Source organism: Bradyrhizobium sp. Ec3.3 (assembly GCF_000472925.1).
Lineage (GTDB): Bacteria > Pseudomonadota > Alphaproteobacteria > Rhizobiales > Xanthobacteraceae > Bradyrhizobium.
The window spans coordinates 102,408-122,803 of the sequence record NZ_AXAS01000013.1 but is presented as its reverse complement, the minus strand read 5'-3'; the positions used below and the strand labels follow the sequence as shown (position 1 = coordinate 122,803).

The following is a 20,396-nucleotide window of genomic DNA, read 5'->3' as shown; positions in this document are numbered from 1 at the left end:
GCAGCGAGCCAGCTCAGCCCGCCGGCGTCATGACGATGCCCTTGTCCTTGGGCCAGCGTACGCGCCAGCCGAACTTGATCTCCTTGACTTCGCCGGGCTTGGCGTCGAACGCCCATTCCAGCACGCCGCGCTTGTCGCGCAGGTTGGTCGACGTGGGCGGCGTGGTCGCGGACAGCATCTCGACCGCGATGTCCTCGTTCTCGCTGATCGGAAGCTGATCCTCGATCGCGATCCGGATCGGGAAATCGTGACCATTGCGTACCGTGGTCCGGAACGAGCGCGTATCAGTCTTTGACGAAGAGATCACGCCCGCCGTGCCCTCGTTCTGCCGGATCACCGAACGCTCGATCTTGATCTTGTCGTCGGCGCCGAAGCCGAGGCGGATCGCCTCAGTCCGCGCGGCGGTGGAGAACTTGCTGCGGCCGACGAACACGCCGTCGCGGAAGATCGCGACCTTGCCGGGCAAGAGGTTGGTGTCGTCGGAGAGCTTGAACGAGGCTTCTAGATAGGCGGTCGGATCCACCACCGGCGCGGCCCGGATCGCGAGGTCCGGCGTCACCGTCATGCTGGAGATCAGCAGGCTCTTGGCGCCTTCATTGGCCCCTAAGCTGACGCGGCCTGCGATCTGATAGACGGCCTGGAAATCGCCGATCTCGGCATTGGCCTGCTGCTCTTCGGCGCGCTGGCGCGGTTCGAGCGGCTCAGCGACTTTGGACATTGGCGCAGGCTGTTCCAATTTATCTTGGAAGGCGGTCGTGGACGCGGACCGCGAAAAATCCGCGGACGTCCCCAGCGCCAGCGGCTTCGCAGGCTGAGGATAGCGGACGACCAGCGAATTCAGCTCCGGCGCACTGCCGCCGCGACTGACACGAACGGTGGAGACGCCGAGGCTGACATTCGACCAGTCCTCGCCGGTCGACTGTGTGATTTCCGCGCGACGCACCAGTTCGAGCTGCGGCTTGTGATCCCGGGTGCCGGTGTCGAGGCGGGCATCGTAAAGCGGCGCCCAGCGCGCATTGCGCACATTGTAGGTCACCCGCAGCGTCGCTTTGGTCGCGGCCGCAGAGGCCACGTCGACGCGCACCTCCAGCTTGCTCGGCGGCTTGGCCGCGCGATCGGCTTCGAGCTGGGCGATCTGGCGATCGATCTCGCGCTGCTTTCGCATGGCATCGCGGATCGCGGTGTCGGCGGAGGCGATCTCCTCGGCTACCGCAGAGAAGGCCGCGCGCCACTCGGCAACCGGCCGGGCCTCGCCCTTCTCGCCGATACCGGCCGGGGACGCCTCGGCAAAGCGTTCGGCAAACTTGCGCCGGGCGTTGGCGGCCTCGATCGCGCCCTGCAAATCCGCGCGCTGGTCCTTCAAGGTCTCGATGCGCTTGTCAAGCTCCGGCAGATTGACGCGAGCCGCTTGGCGCGGTGGCCGCGCGTCGATGGTGCCGATGGTGAGCTTTGCACCCGCCTCGCCCTCAACCCGCAAGGAGGAGGTGTCGAGGCCGAGCGGAAAATCTTTTGCGACCAGCGTCGAGTCACCCGACGGCAGGTCCAGCGTGATGACGCGGGTGACGCTCGCGCCATCCGGATAGACCGTGACGGCGTCGATGGCCGACGTCGCATCCAGATCGGCCGCCCATGACGGCAGCGCAATCGCCGCCGTGACCAGGACCAGACTCGTCGTCGCCAGACTCTTCGCGATAGTCCGCATGAATTTCCCTCCTGCCAATGGCGCCGCACCGCCAGCCGGATGCGGCGATAAACGCCTCGCCAAAGTGGTGAGACGCGGCAGGGAAGGAACCGGTTCGATTGGGGTTTCCGTGCGGCGGCAGCGCGGCGGCCCGGTGACCGCGGAACGCGTCATCTGGCCGCGCCGTCGCTTCAGCCTTGGTTCAGCCTTGATTCACCCTGGCCGTAAATGCGGCGAAGCATATCCGTGACGTTCTTCGCGCCGGCCTTTTTCAGGATGCTCGCGCGGTAGCCTTCAACCGTCCGCGCGCTCAGGCGCATCACCCGGGCGATCTCCTTATTGGTGTAGCCGGCCGCGAGGTGCTCCAGGACCTCGCCTTCGCGCCCAGTGAGTGGCTCGCAACCGGCGAGCCAGCGCCGCCGGTTCGAATCCGGCTGAGCGAATTCGTCGATCGCGGCGTCGATCCGGTCGACAATCTCATGGCTCTGGAACGGCTTCTCGATGAAATCGGACGCACCGCACTTGATGGCATCGACCGCCATGGCAATGCTGCCATTAGCCGACGTCACCACGATCGGCGCCATGCAATTTTCCTCGCGCAGCCGCTTCAGCACGTCGAAGCCGGATTGATCCGGCGCCTGCATCTCGAGCAGGACACAGGCCGGCATGCGCACCTTCGCCTCCGACAAGAGAGACGCACCATCGGCGAAGCAGATGACCTCATAGGCCTTCTGCTCGAGCGCCATAGAAAGTTGTTCGCGGGAGGACGCGTCAGTATCGATGACGAATACCTCACCCTTGGAAAGCGTGTTTCCCGGCATCATCCTGCTCAGCAATGTCTTGGTCAAATGGGCCGAGACGGCGTCGGGGCTGCATCGCCCTGCCGCGCCGTCGTGAACCGGCATCCGCGCCGGTGCTTCGGTTTTCGATATGTATGTTCAGCCCGGTTCCGGGATTTGACTGATTGGGACAGAAATTTTACATTTCGGGACAACTGCAGGAATGGCTGGCAGGAGCGGTTCGCATGACCGATCTCATTCGCAGCGCAGGCCTTGCCTACTATCCGGAGGTCGCCCGGTCGGTCGGGCTCGATCCGAAGCAGATGATGCGCAAGGTCAGGCTTCCGCTGACCTGCCTTGAAAAGCCCGACATTCGTATCGCCGTCGCCGGTCTTCGCCGCCTGCTCGAAATCTCGGCAGAAGCTTCAGGTGCCGAAGATTTCGGCTTGCGCCTCGCCGAGCTCGGCGGCCTGACTAATCTCGGGCCGGTCGGACTGATCGTTCGCGAGCAGGCCACCATTGGCGATGCGATCGCGGCGCTGTCGCGCTTCATCCATATCCATCACGAGGGCATGCGGCTCGACGTCACGCGCGACAAGAAGATCGTGACCATCACGATGCATCTGCGTGGACGGCGCCCACGTGCGCCGCGCCAGTCCATCGACATGGCGCTCGGCAGCATCCACCGCATCATCCACTCGCTGTTCGGCAGCGACTGGCGGCCGCAGGAGGTTCACCTTCACTATCCGCCGCCCCGCGACCGCAAGCGCTATCGCGAGTTCTTCGGCTGCCCGGTGACCTTCAGCGCCGCGAGCAACGCGCTTCTGCTGTCAGCCCATGACATGGATCGCCGGATCCCGAGCGCGCATCCCCTGGTCGCGAGCTATCTGCGCAAGCGTATCGAGGCTCTCGATACACGGCCTGCGAGCTGGGACGAGAAGGTCGACGAAGTCGTGCACTCGCTGCTCCCAGGCGGCGAGTGCACGGTCGAGCGCGTGGCCGAGCATCTGGCCTGCACCCGCCGCACCATCCATCGGCACCTTGCCGAATGCGGCACCACTTTTTCCGAGATCCTCGACGCACAGCGCGTCGAGCTCGTGACCCGGCTGATCGAAGAACCCGGCCGGCCGCTCTCGGCGATCGCCGAGCAGCTCGGCTTTTCCGCGCAAAGCGCCATGGCGCGCTGGTTCCGTCATCACTTCGGCTGCACCATCACCGACTGGCGCAAGGGCAAGCGGCCAGCGATGGCGCAGGAAAAAGGCATGGCGCTTGGGAGCGCCATGCCTTCGTCGTCGCGTGCCGCGGTGTCGGCTTAGCTAGTAGATCTCGAACAGGCCTGCGCCGCCCTGGCCGCCGCCGATGCACATCGTCACCACGCCCCACTTCGCCTTGCGGCGGTGACCTTCCTGCAAGAGGTGACCGGTGAGACGCGCGCCGGTCATGCCGAAGGGATGGCCGATCGCGATCGAGCCGCCGTTGACGTTGTACTTGGTGGGGTCGATGCCGAGCTTGTCGCGGCAATACAGGCACTGGCTGGCGAAGGCTTCGTTGAGCTCCCAGAGATCGATGTCGTCGATCTTCAGGCCGGTACGCTTCAACAGCTTCGGGATCGCGAAGACCGGACCGATGCCCATCTCGTCCGGCTCGCAGCCGGCGGTCGCCCAGGCGACGAAGCGGCCCAGCGGCTGAAGGCCACGCTTCTCCGCGTCCTTGGCTTCCATCAGCACGACGGCAGCAGCGCCATCGGAGAGCTGGCTGGCGTTGCCGGCGGTAACGAACTTGCCGGGCCCCTTGACCGGCTCGAGCTTGGCGAGACCTTCCATCGTGGTCTCCGGCCGGTTGCACTCGTCGCGGTCGACGACGTAGTCGACGATCGACTCGGCCTTGGTCTGCTTGTCGACCACCTTCATCCTGGTCTTCATCGGGACGATCTCGTCCTTGAACTTGTTCGCCTGCTGGGCAGCCGCCATGCGCCGCTGCGATTCCAGCGAGAACTCGTCCTGATATTCGCGACTGAGCTTGTAGCGCTCGGCGACGATATCGGCGGTGTCGATCATCGCCATGAAGATATCGGGCGCGACCTTCAGCAGTTCCGGATCGATCGATTCCTTCGGCGAGCCGCCGCCGGGAATCGAGATGCTCTCGACACCGCCGGCGACGATGCAATCGGCGCCATCGGAGCGGATCGAGTTGGCCGCCATCGCGATGGTCTGGAGCCCCGAGGAGCAGAATCGGTTCACCGATACGCCGGCCGTCGACTTGGGCAGACCGGCGAGAAGCGCGGACTGACGGCCGATATTCGGCGCACCGTGGGCGCAATTGCCGAGATAGCAATCCTCGACATAGTCCTTCTCGACGCCGGCGCGATCGACCGCGTGATGGATGGCGTGGGCCGCGAGAGACATCGGAGGGGTGATGTTGAACCCGCCGCGAGCGGACTTCGCCAGCCCCGTGCGCGCATAGGAAACGATGACGGCTTCACGCATTGTTTTCTCCCTGTTCGGACGACTTGGAATGCTCGTTATTGCGCCATTGGTACACAAACTTGGCGGTCGCAGGAAAGATAAAGGGCGGCGCGGGCATAAGAAAAACGCCGCCTCCGGAGACGGAGGCGGCGCTTGTTCCGCGGGTCGGAATATATGATACCCGTCATTCTGGGGCGCGCGTGAGCGCGAACCCGGAATCTCGAGATTCCGGGTTCGATGCTTCGCATCGCCCCGGAATGACAAGATCCTTAATCAGAACGTCAGCGCCTTCGCCTGCTTGACCTGCGGCAGCGCCTGCACCTTGGCGAGCAGATCCGCCGGCACCGCACCGTCGACCTCGACGAGCGCAATGGCATCGCCGCCCTGCTCGACGCGGCCGAGATGGAAGGTCGCGATGTTGATCTTGGCATCGCCGAGGAGGCTTGCGAACTTGCCGATGAAGCCCGGCTTGTCCTCGTTGGTGACGTAGATCATCGACTTGCCGAACTCGGCATCGACGCGGATGCCCTTGATGTCGACCAGCCGCGGCTTGCCGTCGTGATAGACGGTGCCGGAGACCGAGCGCTCCTGGCGTTCGGTTGCGACCGTCACGGTGATGAGGCTTTCATAGTCGCTCTGCGCAGCGCGGGTCACTTCGTCCACCACCATGCCGCGCTCCTTGGCGACCACAGGCGCGGACACGACGTTGACCTCGCCCAGCATCGGCCGCAGCAGGCCCGACAGCACGGCGGAGGTCAGCGCCTTGATCTTCATCTCGGCGACATGACCCTCATAGGTGATCGTGACCTTCGAGATGCCGGTCTCGGTGAGCTGGCCGGCGAACGAGCCGAGCTTCTCGGCGAGCGCGATGAAGGGCTTCAGCTTCGGCGCTTCTTCGGCGGTGATCGAGGGGAAGTTGATGGCGTTGGAGATCGCGCCGGACAACAGATAGTCCGACATCTGCTCGGCGACCTGCAGGGCGACGTTCTCCTGCGCCTCGGTGGTGGAGGCGCCGAGGTGCGGCGTGCAGATCACGTTGGGATGGCCGAACAGCACGTTCGAGGTCGCGGGCTCCTCGATGAATACGTCGAAGGCAGCGCCGGCAATGTGCTTGGCGTTCAGCGCTTCCACCACCGCCTGCTCATCGACCAGGCCGCCGCGGGCGCAGTTGATCAGGCGCACGCCTTTCTTCATCTTGGCGATCGCGGCCGTGTCGATGATGTTCTTGGTCTTCTCGGTGAGCGGGGTGTGCAGGGTGATGAAGTCGGCGCGCTTGAGCAGGTCATCGAGATCGACCTTCTCGACGCCGATGTCCTTGGCGCGCTCCGGCGACAGGAAGGGATCGAAGGCGACGACCTTCATGCGCAGGCCAAGCGCGCGGTCGCAGACGATCGAGCCGATATTGCCGCAGCCGATCACCCCTAACACCTTGCCGGTGATCTCGACGCCCATGAAGCGGTTCTTCTCCCACTTGCCGGACTGGGTGGAGGCGTCGGCCTGCGGAATTTCGCGCGCCAGCGCCAGCATCAGGGTGATGGCGTGCTCGGCGGTCGTGATCGAATTGCCGAACGGCGTGTTCATCACGATGATGCCCTTGGCAGTGGCCGCCGGGATCTCGACGTTGTCGACGCCGATGCCGGCGCGGCCGATCACCTTGAGGTTGGTCGCCTTCTCGATGATCTTGGCGGTCGCCTTCGTCGCCGAACGGATCGCAAGGCCGTCATAATTGCCGATGATCTCGGCAAGCTTGTCCTTGTCCTTGCCGAGGTTGGGCTGGAAGTCGACCTCGACGCCGCGATCCCTAAAGATCTGCACGGCGGCGGGAGAGAGCGCGTCGGAAATGAGAACTTTGGGTTTGGACATTGGAATGCTTCCTTCACCGTCGCTAAGGGAGGATCGGCCTGCGAGAGCCGGAATGGGTAGAGCGTCTCGGAGATTGCGTACTCTCCCTCTCCCCGTTCTTACGGGGAGAGGGTGGGGTGAGGGGCGCCACAGGCGAGGTGCTCGCGGAGAGAACCCCTCACCCGGATCGCTGCGCGATCCGGCCTCTCCCCGTAGGGACGGGGAGAGGCCAAGAAAGAATCTTACGCCGCCTTCGGCAGCGCGGCCTTGGTCTCGGCGAAGGCCCAGTCGATCCACTGGGTCAGAAGCTCGACATCCTTCGCTTCCACCGTGGCACCGCACCAGATGCGCAGACCCACGGGCGCGTCGCGATAATACGCGAAGTCGAAGCCCGCGCCTTCCTTCTCGACCTGCGCGACCAGCTTCTTGCAGAACTCGGCCTGCGCGTCGGACGAGAGCGAGGTGATCGCAGGATCAGTGAACTTCAGGCACACCGAAGTGTTGGAGCGGATTGCAGCATCCTTTGCCAGGAAGTCGATCCACGGCGTCTTCGCCTTCCAGTCGGCGAGCACCTTGGTGTTGGCGTCGGCGCGCGCGATCAGCGCCTTCAGGCCGCCGATCGACTTCGCCCAGTTCAGCGCGTCGAGATAGTCCTCGACGCAGAGCATCGACGGCGTGTTGATGGTCTCGCCGACGAAAATGCCTTCGTTGATCTTGCCGCCCTTGGTCATGCGGAAAATCTTCGGCAACGGCCACGCCGGCTTGTAGGTCTCGAGACGCTCCACCGCGCGGGGCGAGAGGATCAGCATGCCGTGCGCGGCCTCGCCGCCGAGCGCCTTCTGCCAGGAGAAGGTGACGACGTCGAGCTTGGGCCAATCGAGAGCTTGGGCGAACGCTGCCGAGGTGGCGTCGCAAATGGTCAGGCCTTCGCGGGTCGCGCTGATCCAGTCGGCGTTCGGCACGCGCACACCGGAGGTGGTGCCGTTCCAGGTGAAGACGACGTCGCTCTTCTGATCGACCTTGGAGAGATCCGGGATTTCACCGTAAGCCGCGTTGAGCTTGGTGACATCCTTGAGCTTCAATTCCTTGACGATGTCGCTGACCCAGCCTTCGCCGAAGGATTCCCACGCGAGCGTGGTGACGGGGCGTGCGCCAAGCAGCGACCACAGCGCCATCTCGACCGCGCCGGTGTCGGAGGCCGGAACGATGCCGATGCGGTAGTCGGCCGGCACTTCAAGCACTTCGCGCGTCAGATCGATCGCGAGCTTGAGCTTGGTCTTGCCGATCTTCGCACGATGCGAACGGCCGAGAGCTGCGTCTTTGAGATTTTGGGCGGTCCAGCCGGGGCGCTTGGCACAGGGGCCGGAGGAGAAATGCGGCACGAGGGGCCGCGAAGCGGGCTTCGCTGCAGTCATGATCTACCCTTCCAGATAGTAAGCCTCCCGTTGGGGGGAGGTGTCCCGCGGCGGCTAATACGGGAAACGGGCAGAATCGTCAAGGAAGTTTGGGCGTCTCACGGTGGAGTGATGCCGTTTCCGCCGCCTTCTCAGGAGCTTCCACCGCATTCAGCAAGCCCGTCGCCTCGCTGATCAGCTGCGCGGCCCGGCGCCGGCTGGCGACCTTCAAAATGCATTTGTCGTCGGCCTGCACGACGTAGTCGTTGCCGACCTTGATGAACGAATAGCTTGTCATCGAAATCCCCGAACCGACCGAGCCCGGTGTCCAGACGCAACCTAGCACCGATCGTTCCCTGGCGAACATGAACGAACGCCCGGTAGTTTATCAGCCCTTAACCGAAACGGATGCGCAGGCGGATTTTGCAGACGATGCAACGGCCGCGCGGAAGGTGCGTCAAAAGCGGACAGTCATGCCGACATGGCTCGCGGTGAATCCGAGCCGTTTGTAGAAGCGCTGCGCATCGACGCGGCTCTGATGCGTCAGCAGCTCGACCAAGTTACAGCCCTTCGCGCGAGCCTCCGCGACGGCCCATTGCACGAGCTGCTCGCCGATGCCGCGGCTGCGGCAGTCGGAGGCGACGCGCACGTCCTCCAGGAGACCACGCGAACCGCCTTGCGAGCTCAGGCCCGGCAGGATGGCGAGTTGCAGGCTGCCGACCACCCTGCCCGTGCCGTCCACCGCGACCACGAGCGTCAGACCGGGATTTTTGTCGACCGCATCGAACGCCCTGAAATAGGACTCCGGCAACGGCTCCTCCAGGCGCTCACGCGCGCGGCCGAGATGATCGTCGGCGAGCATCGCGATGATCGCGGCAACGTCCTCGCGGCGGGCACGGCGGATCGAAATGATGTCGGCGGTCATGACGGGCTCCGAGCTCAGCGCGCCGGCGGAAGACCAAGATAGCTCTCGGTCTCGGCAATCCACCGGCGGATCGCAACAAGGCGGCCGAGATCAAAACCGCCTTCATGGGCGAGGCGGGTATAGGCCAGCAGCGAGACGTCGGCGAGCGAGATCGCCTCGCCGACGAAGCAGCGGCTGGTGGCCAGATGCTGCTCCATGCGGTCGAGCGCCGCATAGCCGCGCTTGACCTTCTCCGGGTCGAGCTCGGAAGCGTCCTTGCCGAGATAGACCATCTGGAAGCGGCACACCGCGACATAGGGCTCGTGGCTGTACTGCTCCCAGAACAGCCATTCATCCATCTTGGCCGCTGCAAAGCCATCGCGCGGAATGAGGTCGCTATCTCGGGCAAGATAGCGGATGATCGCATTGGACTGCGCCAGCGTGCGGCCGTCGTCGAATGCAATGGTCGGCACCTGGCCGGCGCCGTTCATCGCCAGGAATTGCGGCGTGCGCGTTTCGCCCTTGCTTGTGTTGATTTCGATCCAGCGATAGGGCAGCGCGAGCTTGTCGCAGACCCACTTCACCTTCAGGCAATTGCCGGAGTTCGTATCGCCGTAGATCTTCATCGCCGCTGCTCCCATCGCAGCGACAAAAGCATCAGGGCGGCGCGGTCCTGTCAACCGGCGCCATGCGCTGCGGTCAGAACTTGTAGCCGAGACCGGCGCGGACGGTGTTGATGCTGGTATCGACCTGGGAAGTGAAGCGGATATATTCCCACTCTGCGCGCAAGAAGAGACCGCCCGTGAGGGTCATGTCCACGCCAAGGCCGCCCGTATAGCCGTAGATCAGGTGGTTGTGCACGGCGTCCGTCGCGCTCAGCGGCGTGAGTGCGGTGAATGGCCCCAACTGTGACGAGGCAATCGCGTCATTGACGGTGACCGAGCGCGTGATGTCGGCATTACCGAGCGCGAAGCCGCCGAACATGTAGGGCAGGAAACAGCCCCAGGCATAGGCGGCGCGGCCACGGAACGTCGCCATGTCCTTGATCGAGATCGAGGCGGACGACGCCACGGCGACGTCGTGGAAATTGCCGTCGGAGAGCGCGCTGCCGCTGACGAGCTCCTTGAACGCGCTGGACGAGCCGCCGAACGAGCCGTGCAGGTAGCTGACCTCAAGACCCAGAACGACGTCTTCCCATTGTCCGTTGTATCCGAAAAAGACCCCGTAGCCGCCGGAGCGACTCGAGTTCTTGCCGAGCCCGAGATTCCAGTTGGCGACGTCCATCTCCTGGATCACGTTGTGGTCGAGCAGCGCGGCGAGCATGGTGGAGTTCGAGCCGCTGAAATTCTCGTCGGACGAGCCGTAGCCGCCCTGGCCGCCGATGTAGAAGCCCTGCCAGTTGACGCTCGTCCGGCTGAGGCCATCGCTCAAGCTGCCGCGCAGGATCGGGAGATCCGGCATATCGGCTGCCTGCGCGGCGGACACCACGCCCCACATCGCCGCCGCCCACAAAAGCCTACGCATCGCAACGCTCCATCGAACTCGAACTTGTCGCTGATGATCATGGCCCGTTAACCTTAACCAATGGTTGCGTTGCGCGATTTCGGCACGATCAGGCCATGAATTTTACGCAAAGCAAAACGGCGCGGGATGATCCCGCGCCGTTAACCCGTCTTAACCGATTAGGGCTGCGATCAGCCCTTGGTGACCAGCGGCGGCGGCGCGTAGACCGGCGGGCTGTCGAGATTCCAGCGCACGCCGAGCTTCAAATCCTGCGAGGTGATGTGCTTGAACGTCGTCGGATTGAAGACGCTGTTGGTGCCATCGAATGTCTTGAGGTCGCCAGTCAGGCCATCGCCCATATCGAGGTAACGATAGGCAAGCTCAACCGTGAAAGCCGGAGAAACCTTGTAGGCCAGACCGGCATGCGCCGCCCAGGCAAAGTTCCACTTCGCGACGTTATCGCCAAATGCCAGACCGGGCAGCGCACCAGCGCCATTATTGGCGATGCTCGTATCGGTAAAGCCATTGATCGCAACCCGCGCTGTGCCGATGCCGGCGCCGACGAACGGCGTGATGCACCACCAGGTACCGAGATCGACATAGGCGTTGGCCATAACGACCCATTCGTTCTTGGTCGCGTGATAGGTGTCGGTACCGACGCCGCCCGGATAAGTGATGCGGTCGGTGCCGTAGAATTGCGAATTGCCCCGGTACTCACCGGTCACGTCCGCACGGAACCAGTTGTTGAACCGGTAGCCGGCGCCTAGCCCGAAGATTCCAGCGTTGTTGAAGCTGAGGTTCTGCACCGATGAAGTATTGTTGGCATCGAGCACATTGTTCAGCCGGTCAACGCGCTGGTTGCTGAAGCCGATATCGCCGCGCAGATACCAGCCTCCGAAGTCGGCGGGCGGTGCCGGCGCGTACATGGGGGGCGCTGCGATCGGCATATCGGCGGCAAACGCCATCGACGAGATAAAAGTCACCGCACCCGCGGCAAGGAAAGACTTAACGCTACGCATTGGCTTCGTCCTTTTGGCCGGTGAGGCAAAATACGGACGCCTCACTTTCTGGAAACTCACGCGGGGACGATGGCACTAAATGCTTAAGCGCCACTTAACCCTAATTTTTAAGGTTGATTTTTTCCCACCATGCACGCGCATGCGGCGAGAGCGTTGCAAAAATGCGGCGCATGCGCACCTCAATTGCTAACGATGTATGAAGGCGCGGCGCAGCGAAAGAGATGAGTTAACGCGCGTGCTGCGGCAGTTTTGGCAGGAACACGGCCAGCAGACCGATCGCCGGCAGATAGGCGCAGATCTGATAGACGAACTCGATCGAGGTGTGGTCGGCAAGCTTGCCGAGCACGGCCGCGCCAAGGCCACCGATGCCGAAGGCCACGCCGAAGAACACGCCAGAGATCATTCCGAAGCGGTGCGGCACCAGCTCCTGCGCGAACACGATGATCGAGGACGTCGTCGAGGAGATGATCAACCCGATGAACACTGTGAGCACGGCGCTCGCATAGAGTCCGGCATAGGGCAGCGCCAGCGTGAACGGCAGCGCGCCGACGATCGAGATCCAGATCACGATCTTGCGGCCGAAGCGATCGCCGAGCGGTCCGCCGAGGAATGCCCCGACCGCATTCGCTGCGAGGAAGATGAAGAGGTAGATTTGCGCTGCCTGCGTCGACACGCCGAAGCGGTCGATCAGGTAGAAGATGTAGTAGCTCGACAGGCTCGAGACGTAGAGCTGCTTGGAGAATAGGAGCGCCACCAGCACCAGAAGCGCGATCGCGACGCGCCGCGAGCTCGGCCCGTCGGGTTGCGCATGGATCGGCTTCTCCTTCTTCGTCGTGATTTGCGGCGCGTACCAACGGCCGATGCGCCAGAGGATGAGAATCGCAAGGAACGCGATCAAGGAGAACCAGGCGATGCTGCCCTGCCCGAACGGCACCACGATCAGCGCCGCCAGCACCGGGCCCATCGACGTGCCGAAACTGCCCCCGAGCTGAAACACCGATTGCGCAAAGCCGTAGCGCCCGCCAGAGGCCAGCCGCGCGATGCGCGCCGACTCCGGGTGAAACACCGCCGAGCCGAGGCCAACCAGCGCGGCCGCAACCAGGATGATGAGGTACTGATGCGCGGCGCTGAGCAGCAGCAGGCCAAAGAACGTCGAGGCCATGCCGATCGACAGCGAGTAAGGCTGCGCCTTCTTGTCGGTGTAGTGCCCGACCACCGGCTGGAGCAGCGAGGCCGTGAACTGGAAGGCCAGCGTGATCATGCCGATCTGCGCGAAGTCGAGCGCGTAGGTGTCCTTCAGGATCGGATAGACCGAGGCGATCAACGACTGCATGGTGTCGTTGAGGAAATGCGAGAAGCTGATGCCGGCAAGCACGACATAGGCCGGGCCTGCGCTGGGCTTGCGCGCCGCAGCCGCCAATTCGGCCACGACGACGGGCTCGGTCAGCGTTTCCTCAGGTGCGACGACAGGCTTGTTCAAGGGATCGATTCCCGGCAGGCGCGGCGAACCGCCGCACCCGATCCCTACGATGGCAGGGATGCGGTGACCACTGTCAATCGCCGATGGCTGGGCTGCACTCGGTCACCTCTCCCATCGGGAGAGGTGGGGGCGTGCGCCAATGGCGTTGAGCTCAGGCCGCAGCCTGTCCGAGCGCGGAGACGATGGTGTCGACGACTTCCTCGACCAGGATGCGGTCCTCGCCCTCGCCCATCACGCGGATCACGGGCTCGGTGCCGGAGGAGCGGATCAGGAGCCGACCATGGCCGTTGAGCCGCTTCTCACCGTCGGAGATCGCCGACTTCACGTCGCTGTCGTCGAGCGGCTTGCCGCTCTTGTAGCGGACGTTCTTCAGGATCTGCGGCAGCGGATCGAAGCGATGGCAGACTTCGGAGACCGGACGGCGCAGCTTCTGCACCACCGCCAGCACCTGCAATGCTGCAACGAAGCCGTCGCCGGTGGTGGCGTAGTCGGACAGGATGATGTGACCGGACTGCTCGCCGCCAAGATTGTAGCCGCCACTCAGCATCTGCTCGAGCACGTATCGGTCGCCGACCGGCGTGCGCACGAGATCGAGCCCCTGCCCTTTCAGGAAACGTTCGAGCCCGAGATTGGACATCACGGTCGCGACGATGCCGGGCCGCGCCAGCCGTCCGTCTTCCTTCCAGCTCTGAGCGATCACCGCGAGCAGCTGGTCGCCATCGACGATATGGCCGCGCTCATCGACCAGGATGACGCGGTCGGCGTCACCGTCGAGCGCAATGCCGATGTCGGCGCGCATCTCGCGCACCTTCTTCGACAGCGCTTCCGGCGAGGTCGAGCCGCATTCCTTGTTGATGTTGAAGCCGTCTGGCTCGACGCCGATCGGCACGACGTCGGCGCCCAACTCCCACAGCGCTTCCGGCACCACCTTGTAGGCGGCGCCATTGGCGCAATCGACCACGACGCGCAGCCCGTCGAGCGACAGATCGCGCGGCAGCGTGCGCTTGGCGAATTCGATGTAGCGGTCATGCACGCCGTCGATGCGGCGGGCGCGGCCCAGGCTCGCACTTTGTGCGAGCTTCTTGTCGAGGGACTCGTCGAGCAGCTGCTCGATCTGCCTCTCGACGTCGTCGGACAGCTTGAAGCCCTGCGGGCCGAACAGCTTGATGCCGTTGTCCTCGAACAGATTGTGCGAGGCCGAGATCATGACGCCGAGATCGGCGCGCATCGACTTGGTCAGCATCGCGACCGCCGGCGTCGGCATCGGGCCGACCAGCAGCACGTCCATGCCGACAGAAGTGAAGCCCGCGACCATCGCATATTCGATCATGTAGCCGGACAGGCGCGTGTCCTTGCCGATCACGACCCGGTGGCGATGCTCACCGCGCTGAAACGCAAGGCCGGCAGCCTGGCCGACCTTGAGCGCGAGCTCCGGTGTGATCAGTCCGTTGGCACGACCTCGAATCCCATCGGTCCCGAAATATTTGCGGCTCATAATGAGTCCCCCACGCGGCAACCAGGATTCCCCAAAACAACTACCGGATGCCGTGCACGGCTCCGCCATTCCTGATTTCGCTGGCGTTCTTATAATGCCATCACAGCTAAGATGGCTTCAAGAAATATAATTAATCGTTACGGAACCCGGCCCGCCGCCGGCCTAACAACCTGTTGTTAACACTGGAACTCTTGCCCGAGAGGCCTCGAGAGGCTGGAACCTGCCCCTAATCGGAACGCTTCACGTGCTGGTCGCCGCGGGACGGAGGGGGCTGAGTGACGTTGACGGGATCGGAGGCAGGAAAAGTCTCCTCCAATCCTTCCTCGAGCGCCTCGTCGAGGCGATGCTTCTCATCGGCCTTGGTGGATTTCGGCGCGGATCGCGGTCTGGTCATGGCGGCCTCTTCGCAAACGATTTGGCTGTGCACCCATCCATGCTAGATGACCCCGAATTCCGTTGACGCAAGGACGGGCCGGGGAACGTCATGAAGCATATCACCTGCATCGAAGATCTACGTGCGCTGCACAAACAGCGCGTGCCGAAAGCGTTCTTCGACTATTGCGACCGCGGCTCCTATGCCGAGGAAACGCTGCGCGCCAATCGCGACGATCTCCAGCAGATCAAGTTTCGTCAGCGCATCCTGGTCGACGTCTCCAAGCGAGACACCTCGACCACGATCCTCGGCGAACCCTCGACCATGCCCCTGATCCTCGCGCCGGTCGGGCTGCTCGGCATGCAGCACGGCGATGGCGAGATCCACGCCTGCCGCGCCGCACAGGCTGCGGGCATCCCGTTCACGCAGTCGACGATGTCGATCTGCTCGATCGAGGATATCGCCGCCAATGTCGAGAAGCCGTTCTGGTTCCAGCTCTACGTGATGAAGGATCGCGGCTTCATCAAGGATCTGATCCAGCGCGCGATTGCCGCCAAGTGCAGCGCGCTGGTGCTCACCGTCGATCTCCAGGTGATCGGGCAGCGCCATGCCGACATCAAGAACGGCATGACGGTGCCGCCCGAGTGGTCGCTGTCGAAGCTGATCGATTTCGCGACCAAGCCGACCTGGGTCTCCGGCGTGCTGCGCGGCAAGCGCCGCACCTTCGGCAATATCGCCGGCCACGTGAAGAACACCGAGGATCTCAATCGCCTGGCGGAATGGACCGCCTCGCAGTTCGACACATCGCTGAACTGGAAGGACGTCGAGTGGGTCCGCGGCATCTGGCCGGGCAAGCTCATCATCAAGGGCATCCTCGACGTCGAGGATGCCGAGGAGGCCGCAAAGACCGGCGCGCAAGCCCTGGTCGTCTCCAACCATGGCGGCCGGCAGCTCGACGGCGCGCCGTCGTCGATCGAGGTGCTTCCCGAGATCGCGGATGCGGTCGGCGACAAGATGGAGATCATGTTCGACGGCGGCATCCGCTCCGGCCAGGACGTGATGCGCGCGCTCGCGCTCGGCGCAAAATCCTGCATGATCGGCCGCGCCTATGCCTATGGGCTGGGTGCCGGCGGCCAGGCCGGCGTCGCCAAGGCGATCGACATCATCCAGAAGGAGCTGCTGACGACGATGGGTCTGTGCGGCGTCAACAGGGTCGACGAGATCGACGATCACATCATCGCGGTCTAGGACCACCCGCGCCTGACGTACCGCGTCTTACCACCAGCCCTGTTGCGGCTGCCAGAACTGGCCGCCGCCGCGCCGGCGCGGATTGACGGGTTGCGGGTTCGGGTCACGCGGCTGGAAGAAGAAACCGAAGCCGCCGTTGTTGTCCCAACCATCACCACTCGCAACGGCCATGGGGGCCGTCGGCTTGCGCGTAATAAACCCGCCCTGTGGCTGGTTGTTCAGCACCGCGACGAACTCGGTGCGGTAGTTGGTCTCGCTGCTCAGCGGCTCGTCCGAGATGATGATCGAGGATCGCGGCACTGCGGTCGGCGCGACACGGTCGAGCACGTCCTGCGGGATGGTGATGCGGTCGAGCGCGTCCTTGGCGTCGTCGCCGTTGTCGATCGTGACGACGCTCCAGCGCAGGCCTGAATCGCTCTTCGCCATCGCCGTGAAAATATGAGTGCCGATCGGCCGCTCAGGATTGCGGATCGAGACGGGAACCTCGATGCTCGTATCGAACACCTCGCCGCCGCCGTCCGGCGCGGGCTTATGCGTATTGCGCCGCACGTAGAGCTTCTGCGTCGACCGGCTGATATAGACCGAGACCGGCTCGAGCGCGAGTTTCGCCTCGGTCGCCGCCTTGACGGCGTCGGCCTTTTTGGTCGCCGCCGCCTTGGCGGCATCCTTGGCGGCAGCGGCGGCGTCGCGCTTCGGCTGCGCGTTCGCCTTGGCGGTGTCGAGCTGCGTTGCCGCGTCAGCGGCCTTGGTGGCGGCTTTTTGCTTCAAATCCTCGGCCTTCGCCTTGGCCTGATCCGTCTTGGCGGCGGCGAGCACCTTGTCGGCGTAAGCGAGCTCGGCATCGGCGCTCTTCTTGAGCCGTTCCAGATTGCGCAGCGACGCCGGGAGCGACGCGGCCTCGCGTGCCGTCGACGTGGCAATTTTCTTTGTCTCGTCGGCCACCCTTATAGCCTCCTCGGCTTCGCGGGAGAGCGTATCGGCCCGCGCCGGGGCCGCCGCAATCGCCTCCTTCTTCGGCACGAACAGGGCCGGATGAGAGAAATCGACCGGGGTGGCGTCGTTCGGCGAGATGATCACCCGCATCCCGATGTTCGTCTTGTCGAACAGGTCCTCCGCAAAGCCGTACGGCATCCGCACGCAGCCGTGCGAGGCCGCATAGCCGGGCAGCGGCCCGCCATGCAGCGCGATGCCGTTCCAGGTGATGCGCTGCATGTTCGGCATCCAGGCATCGTCATACATGGTCGAGTGATGGTCCTTGTCCTTCTCGATGACGGCAAAGACGCCGGCCGGCGTCTCGCGTCCCGTGGTGCCGGTCGACACCGGCGCGCGCAGGATCCAGCCGTCAGCGTCGTAGAAAGTGACCTGCTGGCTCTTGATCGACACGATCGCCATGATCGGCTCGCCTGCCGCGCGCGGCGCAACCGCTTCGGCAGCAGGGCGCGCCTGCTTCGCCGCGGCGGCGTCGGTGGTCAGCGCCGTCAGCGCGGCCATCGCCGCGATCGTTACAAGGCCGGCAGGCCGCCAACGCCGCATCGCCACAGTGGATTGCGCCGTCGTCAATCGATTTGCCATGCCGTACCCCGGTTGAAACAGGCGCCTGCCCTCAGCGTCGACTTAAGGCCAGATTGCGATCTTCGGATTAAATAACTGTCGCCATCGCAATTGGCTCCCGAGCATTATCGGCAGCTTCGATGGCAAATCTCTGATATACGACGGCCCGCGCGGGCGGAAGGGTCGCTTTGGGCCAAAATGGACCGGCCGGGCAGCGCGCAAGGCTGCCGGCGCGCCCGCGGCCTTGCGGGCGACCCGGGCGTGGTTCGGCTTAGACGGCTCGCGGATGCCCGAACCCGGACACGAGCCGTGCCGCCCCGGAAATTGACGCCGGCAGTCACATCGGCGGCGTCACCCCGTCGCGGCCGACGTTGACGCGGCCAGCTTCGAGCGAACCGTCCTCCTTCTTCGCCGCGCCGAAGATGATGAGCCTGGCGCCCGGCTTCACCTCGGATTTATCGCTGGCGACGAAGGTGACGATCGGCGTGTCCGGCGGCACCACGATCTTCTTCTCGCCGTCCTTGTACTTGAGCAGGATGTTCTGGCCGTCGGTGCCCTTGACCGTCTCGGCCACTGTCGCATTCGTCATGGTCGAATTGGCGCGCGCATCCCAGGGACGGAAACCTTCGGCCGCGCCGCGCTGGTTCTCCGGGAAGATGTGCACGGCAATCGCCCGCTGCGACCCGTCGGGCTCGGGCATGCCGGTGACGCCGATATAGGAGCCCTCCCTGATCTCCGACAGCGCGGTCTTCACGACGGCGAACACGGCGACGTTGTCGGTCATGCGCACCTCTACGTCGCTGCCTTCGCGGGTCTTGATGCCGAGCATGTTGCCATCGACGGTCTCGATGGTCCCGCGGATACGGACCGTCGGCGCCTGCTGCGCCGACGCGACCGAAGACAGAATCGCAGACGACAGAATGATAGAAGACACAATGGCAATGGTAGCGAGCGAGGCCACGAGCACGCGTGGCCTCCAGGCGTTCAGTTCCTGCATGGCCTGTCCCTCCAGGGCGGTTGCGCCGGTCAATCATCGCAACCCCGGAGCTGGATCCCTATTCCGCTGTCCTGCGCTTTGTTGCGATCACGAAAATCGACGCGCGCATTGGGGGCGCCTCACATCGGCGGCGTCAGGCCATCGCGGCCGACGCTGACGCGGCTGGTCTCGAACGATCCGTCCGCAAGCTGCTTGACGAAGGCGATGATCTTGGCGCCCTCTTTCAGATCCGATTTCTCACCGGGCACGTAGGTGACGACCGGCGTCTCCGAGGAGACGAACACCTTCTTCTCGCCGTCCTTGTATTTGACCAGCAGCGTGTGACCGTCATTGCCGACCACGCTCTCGGCGACCGTCGCATTGGTCATGCTGGAGTTCGGCTTTAGGTCCCAGGGGCGCGAGCCTTCGCCGGTGCCGCGCATGCTTTCCGGAAAGACATGGACTTCGACGGCGTTCTGGCCGCCGTCCGGTCCCGGCACCGTGGTCGCGCCGACGAAGGAGCCGACCTTGATGTCAGAGAGTGCGATCTTGGTGATCCCCGCTACACGAAGATCGGAAGCAACACGCAGCTTGACGTCCTCACCGCTGCGCGACTTCACTGACAGCAGATCGCCGTCGACTTTTTCGATCGTTCCACGCACCCGCGTCGGAACAGGCGCCTGCTGCGCGACGGCATAGAGCGTGGATAGGCCCACCATCGCGACAGCGACAAGCGGACGTGTGAAAGTTGCACGTTGAACAGGCATGACAGTCTCCAAATTGTCCCACGAGGACAGGACCCCGGAGGCCGCGCCCTATTCTCTCAAGATTTTGTGAGATCGGTTTCGACCAGCGCGCGCAACTCCGCCGTCACCTGCGGCCGCTTGCCGAACCACAGCTCGAACCCGCGCACCGCTTGGTGCAAGAGCATGCCGAGCCCGTCGGCGGTCTTCAGCCCGCGCGCCTGCGCGGCCGCAAGCAGTGGCGTGATCAGCGGAACATAGACGAGGTCGGCAACGACCGCCTGTTGCGGCAGGCGCGCGATGTCGAGTTCGAGCGCCGGCTGGCCGCGCATGCCGAGGGAGGTCGTGTTGACGAGCAGCCTTGCCCGCGGCAGCACGTCACCGATTGCGTCCCAGGCCAGGGGCTGCACGCGCGAACCGAACGCCGTTGCAAGCACCTCGGCACGCGCAATGGTGCGGTTGGCGAGATGGACGCGACTGACGCCGCGTTCGAGCAGGCCGAACACGACCGCGCGCGACGAGCCGCCGGCACCGAGCACCAGAGCCTCCTCGGCTGCGTCCCACCCCGGTGCGCTGGCGTCGAGATTGTTGATGAAGCCTTCGACGTCGGTGTTGGTCGAACGCAGCTCACTTCCCGCAAGCCACAGCGTGTTGGCGGCACCGATCGCCTTGGCGCGCGCATCCGGCGTCGAGAGCGCGAGCACGTCTTCCTTGTGCGGGATCGTGACGTTGGCGCCAACGAAACCGTGCAACGACAGCCGCAGCACGAAGTCGCGCAGATCCTCCGGCGGCACCGCCTCGATCACATAGCCGCCCTCGATGCCGAGCGTGCGCAGCCAGTAGCGATGGATCAGCGGTGAGCGCGAATGCGCCGCCGGCCATCCGATCAGGCAGGCTACGGGCGTCTTAGACACGGTTTTCCTCGAAGGCGCAGGTTCGCAAC

At 64.2% G+C, this 20,396-nt stretch carries 19 protein-coding genes; 2 read left to right on the top strand and 17 right to left on the bottom strand.

Annotated features, from left to right (window positions below):
- Nucleotides 1–13: 13 nt before the first annotated feature.
- Entirely contained in the window at nt 14–1,702 is a 1,689-nt protein-coding gene (locus YUU_RS0115190; RefSeq protein ID WP_027523157.1) for a mucoidy inhibitor MuiA family protein, read from the bottom strand.
- Between the two features lie 170 nt (nt 1,703–1,872).
- Nucleotides 1,873–2,502 (bottom strand): response regulator transcription factor, encoded by a 630-nt coding sequence (locus YUU_RS0115185; RefSeq protein WP_027523156.1) that lies wholly within the window; start codon nt 2,500–2,502, stop codon nt 1,873–1,875.
- A gap of 203 nt (nt 2,503–2,705) precedes the next feature.
- Between YUU_RS0115185 and YUU_RS0115180 the strand changes: the two genes are divergently transcribed.
- Entirely contained in the window at nt 2,706–3,776 is a 1,071-nt protein-coding gene (locus YUU_RS0115180; RefSeq protein WP_027523155.1) for an AraC family transcriptional regulator, read from the top strand.
- Here the strand turns inward: YUU_RS0115180 and YUU_RS0115175 are convergent, their stop codons facing one another.
- The 11 genes from YUU_RS0115175 to YUU_RS60235 form a co-directional block, all read right to left on the bottom strand.
- On the bottom strand, nt 3,777–4,946 hold the full coding sequence (locus tag YUU_RS0115175; protein WP_027523154.1) for an acetyl-CoA C-acyltransferase: 1,170 nt from the start codon (nt 4,944–4,946) through the stop codon (nt 3,777–3,779).
- A gap of 252 nt (nt 4,947–5,198) precedes the next feature.
- Entirely contained in the window at nt 5,199–6,788 is a 1,590-nt protein-coding gene (gene serA / locus YUU_RS0115165) for a phosphoglycerate dehydrogenase (RefSeq protein ID WP_027523153.1), read from the bottom strand.
- 221 nt (nt 6,789–7,009) lie between these two features.
- Nucleotides 7,010–8,182, bottom strand: a complete 1,173-nt coding sequence (locus tag YUU_RS0115160; RefSeq protein ID WP_027523152.1) for a phosphoserine transaminase — start codon at nt 8,180–8,182, stop codon at nt 7,010–7,012.
- A 79-nt stretch (nt 8,183–8,261) separates the two neighbouring features.
- The gene (locus tag YUU_RS0115155) at nt 8,262–8,528 is read right to left on the bottom strand and encodes a hypothetical protein (RefSeq protein ID WP_245288016.1); all 267 of its coding nucleotides are present in this window, start codon (nt 8,526–8,528) and stop codon (nt 8,262–8,264) included.
- Nucleotides 8,529–8,618: 90 nt separating this feature from the next.
- Nucleotides 8,619–9,086, bottom strand: a complete 468-nt coding sequence (locus YUU_RS0115150) for a GNAT family N-acetyltransferase (RefSeq protein ID WP_027523150.1) — start codon at nt 9,084–9,086, stop codon at nt 8,619–8,621.
- 14 nt (nt 9,087–9,100) lie between these two features.
- A complete protein-coding gene (locus YUU_RS0115145) occupies nt 9,101–9,691 on the bottom strand; it encodes a glutathione S-transferase family protein (protein WP_027523149.1) in 591 nt (196 codons plus the stop codon).
- Nucleotides 9,692–9,764: 73 nt separating this feature from the next.
- Complete coding sequence (locus YUU_RS0115140; RefSeq protein WP_027523148.1) at nt 9,765–10,589, bottom strand: outer membrane protein; 825 nt, start codon at nt 10,587–10,589, stop codon at nt 9,765–9,767.
- A gap of 170 nt (nt 10,590–10,759) precedes the next feature.
- Complete coding sequence (locus YUU_RS0115135) at nt 10,760–11,587, bottom strand: outer membrane protein (RefSeq protein ID WP_027523147.1); 828 nt, start codon at nt 11,585–11,587, stop codon at nt 10,760–10,762.
- A 226-nt stretch (nt 11,588–11,813) separates the two neighbouring features.
- Nucleotides 11,814–13,067, bottom strand: a complete 1,254-nt coding sequence (locus YUU_RS0115130; protein ID WP_027523146.1) for an MFS transporter — start codon at nt 13,065–13,067, stop codon at nt 11,814–11,816.
- Between the two features lie 151 nt (nt 13,068–13,218).
- Entirely contained in the window at nt 13,219–14,562 is a 1,344-nt protein-coding gene (glmM, locus tag YUU_RS0115125) for a phosphoglucosamine mutase (RefSeq protein WP_027523145.1), read from the bottom strand.
- A 226-nt stretch (nt 14,563–14,788) separates the two neighbouring features.
- A complete protein-coding gene (locus YUU_RS60235; protein ID WP_198031760.1) occupies nt 14,789–14,956 on the bottom strand; it encodes a hypothetical protein in 168 nt (55 codons plus the stop codon).
- Nucleotides 14,957–15,046: 90 nt separating this feature from the next.
- Between YUU_RS60235 and YUU_RS0115115 the strand changes: the two genes are divergently transcribed.
- Nucleotides 15,047–16,183, top strand: a complete 1,137-nt coding sequence (locus tag YUU_RS0115115; protein ID WP_027523144.1) for an alpha-hydroxy acid oxidase — start codon at nt 15,047–15,049, stop codon at nt 16,181–16,183.
- A gap of 27 nt (nt 16,184–16,210) precedes the next feature.
- Here the strand turns inward: YUU_RS0115115 and YUU_RS0115110 are convergent, their stop codons facing one another.
- The 4 genes from YUU_RS0115110 to YUU_RS0115095 form a co-directional block, all read right to left on the bottom strand.
- Nucleotides 16,211–17,755 (bottom strand): L,D-transpeptidase, encoded by a 1,545-nt coding sequence (locus YUU_RS0115110; protein ID WP_027523143.1) that lies wholly within the window; start codon nt 17,753–17,755, stop codon nt 16,211–16,213.
- 316 nt (nt 17,756–18,071) lie between these two features.
- Nucleotides 18,072–18,731 (bottom strand): hypothetical protein, encoded by a 660-nt coding sequence (locus tag YUU_RS0115105; RefSeq protein ID WP_156944304.1) that lies wholly within the window; start codon nt 18,729–18,731, stop codon nt 18,072–18,074.
- Nucleotides 18,732–18,850: 119 nt separating this feature from the next.
- A complete protein-coding gene (locus tag YUU_RS0115100) occupies nt 18,851–19,477 on the bottom strand; it encodes a hypothetical protein (protein WP_027523141.1) in 627 nt (208 codons plus the stop codon).
- Nucleotides 19,478–19,533: 56 nt separating this feature from the next.
- Nucleotides 19,534–20,367, bottom strand: a complete 834-nt coding sequence (locus YUU_RS0115095; protein WP_027523140.1) for a shikimate dehydrogenase — start codon at nt 20,365–20,367, stop codon at nt 19,534–19,536.
- Nucleotides 20,368–20,396 lie beyond the last annotated feature (29 nt).

Excerpts from the sequence above, each read along its gene's own strand:
- YUU_RS0115185 (WP_027523156.1), bottom strand. The coding sequence starts at position 2,502 with ATGCCGGGAAACACGCTTTCCAAGGGTGAGGTATTCGTCATCGATACT.
- YUU_RS0115190 (WP_027523157.1), bottom strand. The coding sequence starts at position 1,702 with ATGCGGACTATCGCGAAGAGTCTGGCGACGACGAGTCTGGTCCTGGTC.
- serA (WP_027523153.1), bottom strand. The coding sequence starts at position 6,788 with ATGTCCAAACCCAAAGTTCTCATTTCCGACGCGCTCTCTCCCGCCGCC.
- YUU_RS0115155 (WP_245288016.1), bottom strand. The coding sequence starts at position 8,528 with ATGTTCGCCAGGGAACGATCGGTGCTAGGTTGCGTCTGGACACCGGGC.
- YUU_RS0115110 (WP_027523143.1), bottom strand. The coding sequence starts at position 17,755 with ATGGCAAATCGATTGACGACGGCGCAATCCACTGTGGCGATGCGGCGT.
- YUU_RS0115150 (WP_027523150.1), bottom strand. The coding sequence starts at position 9,086 with ATGACCGCCGACATCATTTCGATCCGCCGTGCCCGCCGCGAGGACGTT.
- YUU_RS0115105 (WP_156944304.1), bottom strand. The coding sequence starts at position 18,731 with ATGCAGGAACTGAACGCCTGGAGGCCACGCGTGCTCGTGGCCTCGCTC.
- glmM (WP_027523145.1), bottom strand. The coding sequence starts at position 14,562 with ATGAGCCGCAAATATTTCGGGACCGATGGGATTCGAGGTCGTGCCAAC.
- YUU_RS0115135 (WP_027523147.1), bottom strand. The coding sequence starts at position 11,587 with ATGCGTAGCGTTAAGTCTTTCCTTGCCGCGGGTGCGGTGACTTTTATC.
- YUU_RS0115115 (WP_027523144.1), top strand. The coding sequence starts at position 15,047 with ATGAAGCATATCACCTGCATCGAAGATCTACGTGCGCTGCACAAACAG.
- YUU_RS0115160 (WP_027523152.1), bottom strand. The coding sequence starts at position 8,182 with ATGACTGCAGCGAAGCCCGCTTCGCGGCCCCTCGTGCCGCATTTCTCC.
- YUU_RS60235 (WP_198031760.1), bottom strand. The coding sequence starts at position 14,956 with ATGACCAGACCGCGATCCGCGCCGAAATCCACCAAGGCCGATGAGAAG.
- YUU_RS0115180 (WP_027523155.1), top strand. The coding sequence starts at position 2,706 with ATGACCGATCTCATTCGCAGCGCAGGCCTTGCCTACTATCCGGAGGTC.
- YUU_RS0115145 (WP_027523149.1), bottom strand. The coding sequence starts at position 9,691 with ATGAAGATCTACGGCGATACGAACTCCGGCAATTGCCTGAAGGTGAAG.
- YUU_RS0115140 (WP_027523148.1), bottom strand. The coding sequence starts at position 10,589 with ATGCGTAGGCTTTTGTGGGCGGCGGCGATGTGGGGCGTGGTGTCCGCC.
- YUU_RS0115100 (WP_027523141.1), bottom strand. The coding sequence starts at position 19,477 with ATGCCTGTTCAACGTGCAACTTTCACACGTCCGCTTGTCGCTGTCGCG.
- YUU_RS0115175 (WP_027523154.1), bottom strand. The coding sequence starts at position 4,946 with ATGCGTGAAGCCGTCATCGTTTCCTATGCGCGCACGGGGCTGGCGAAG.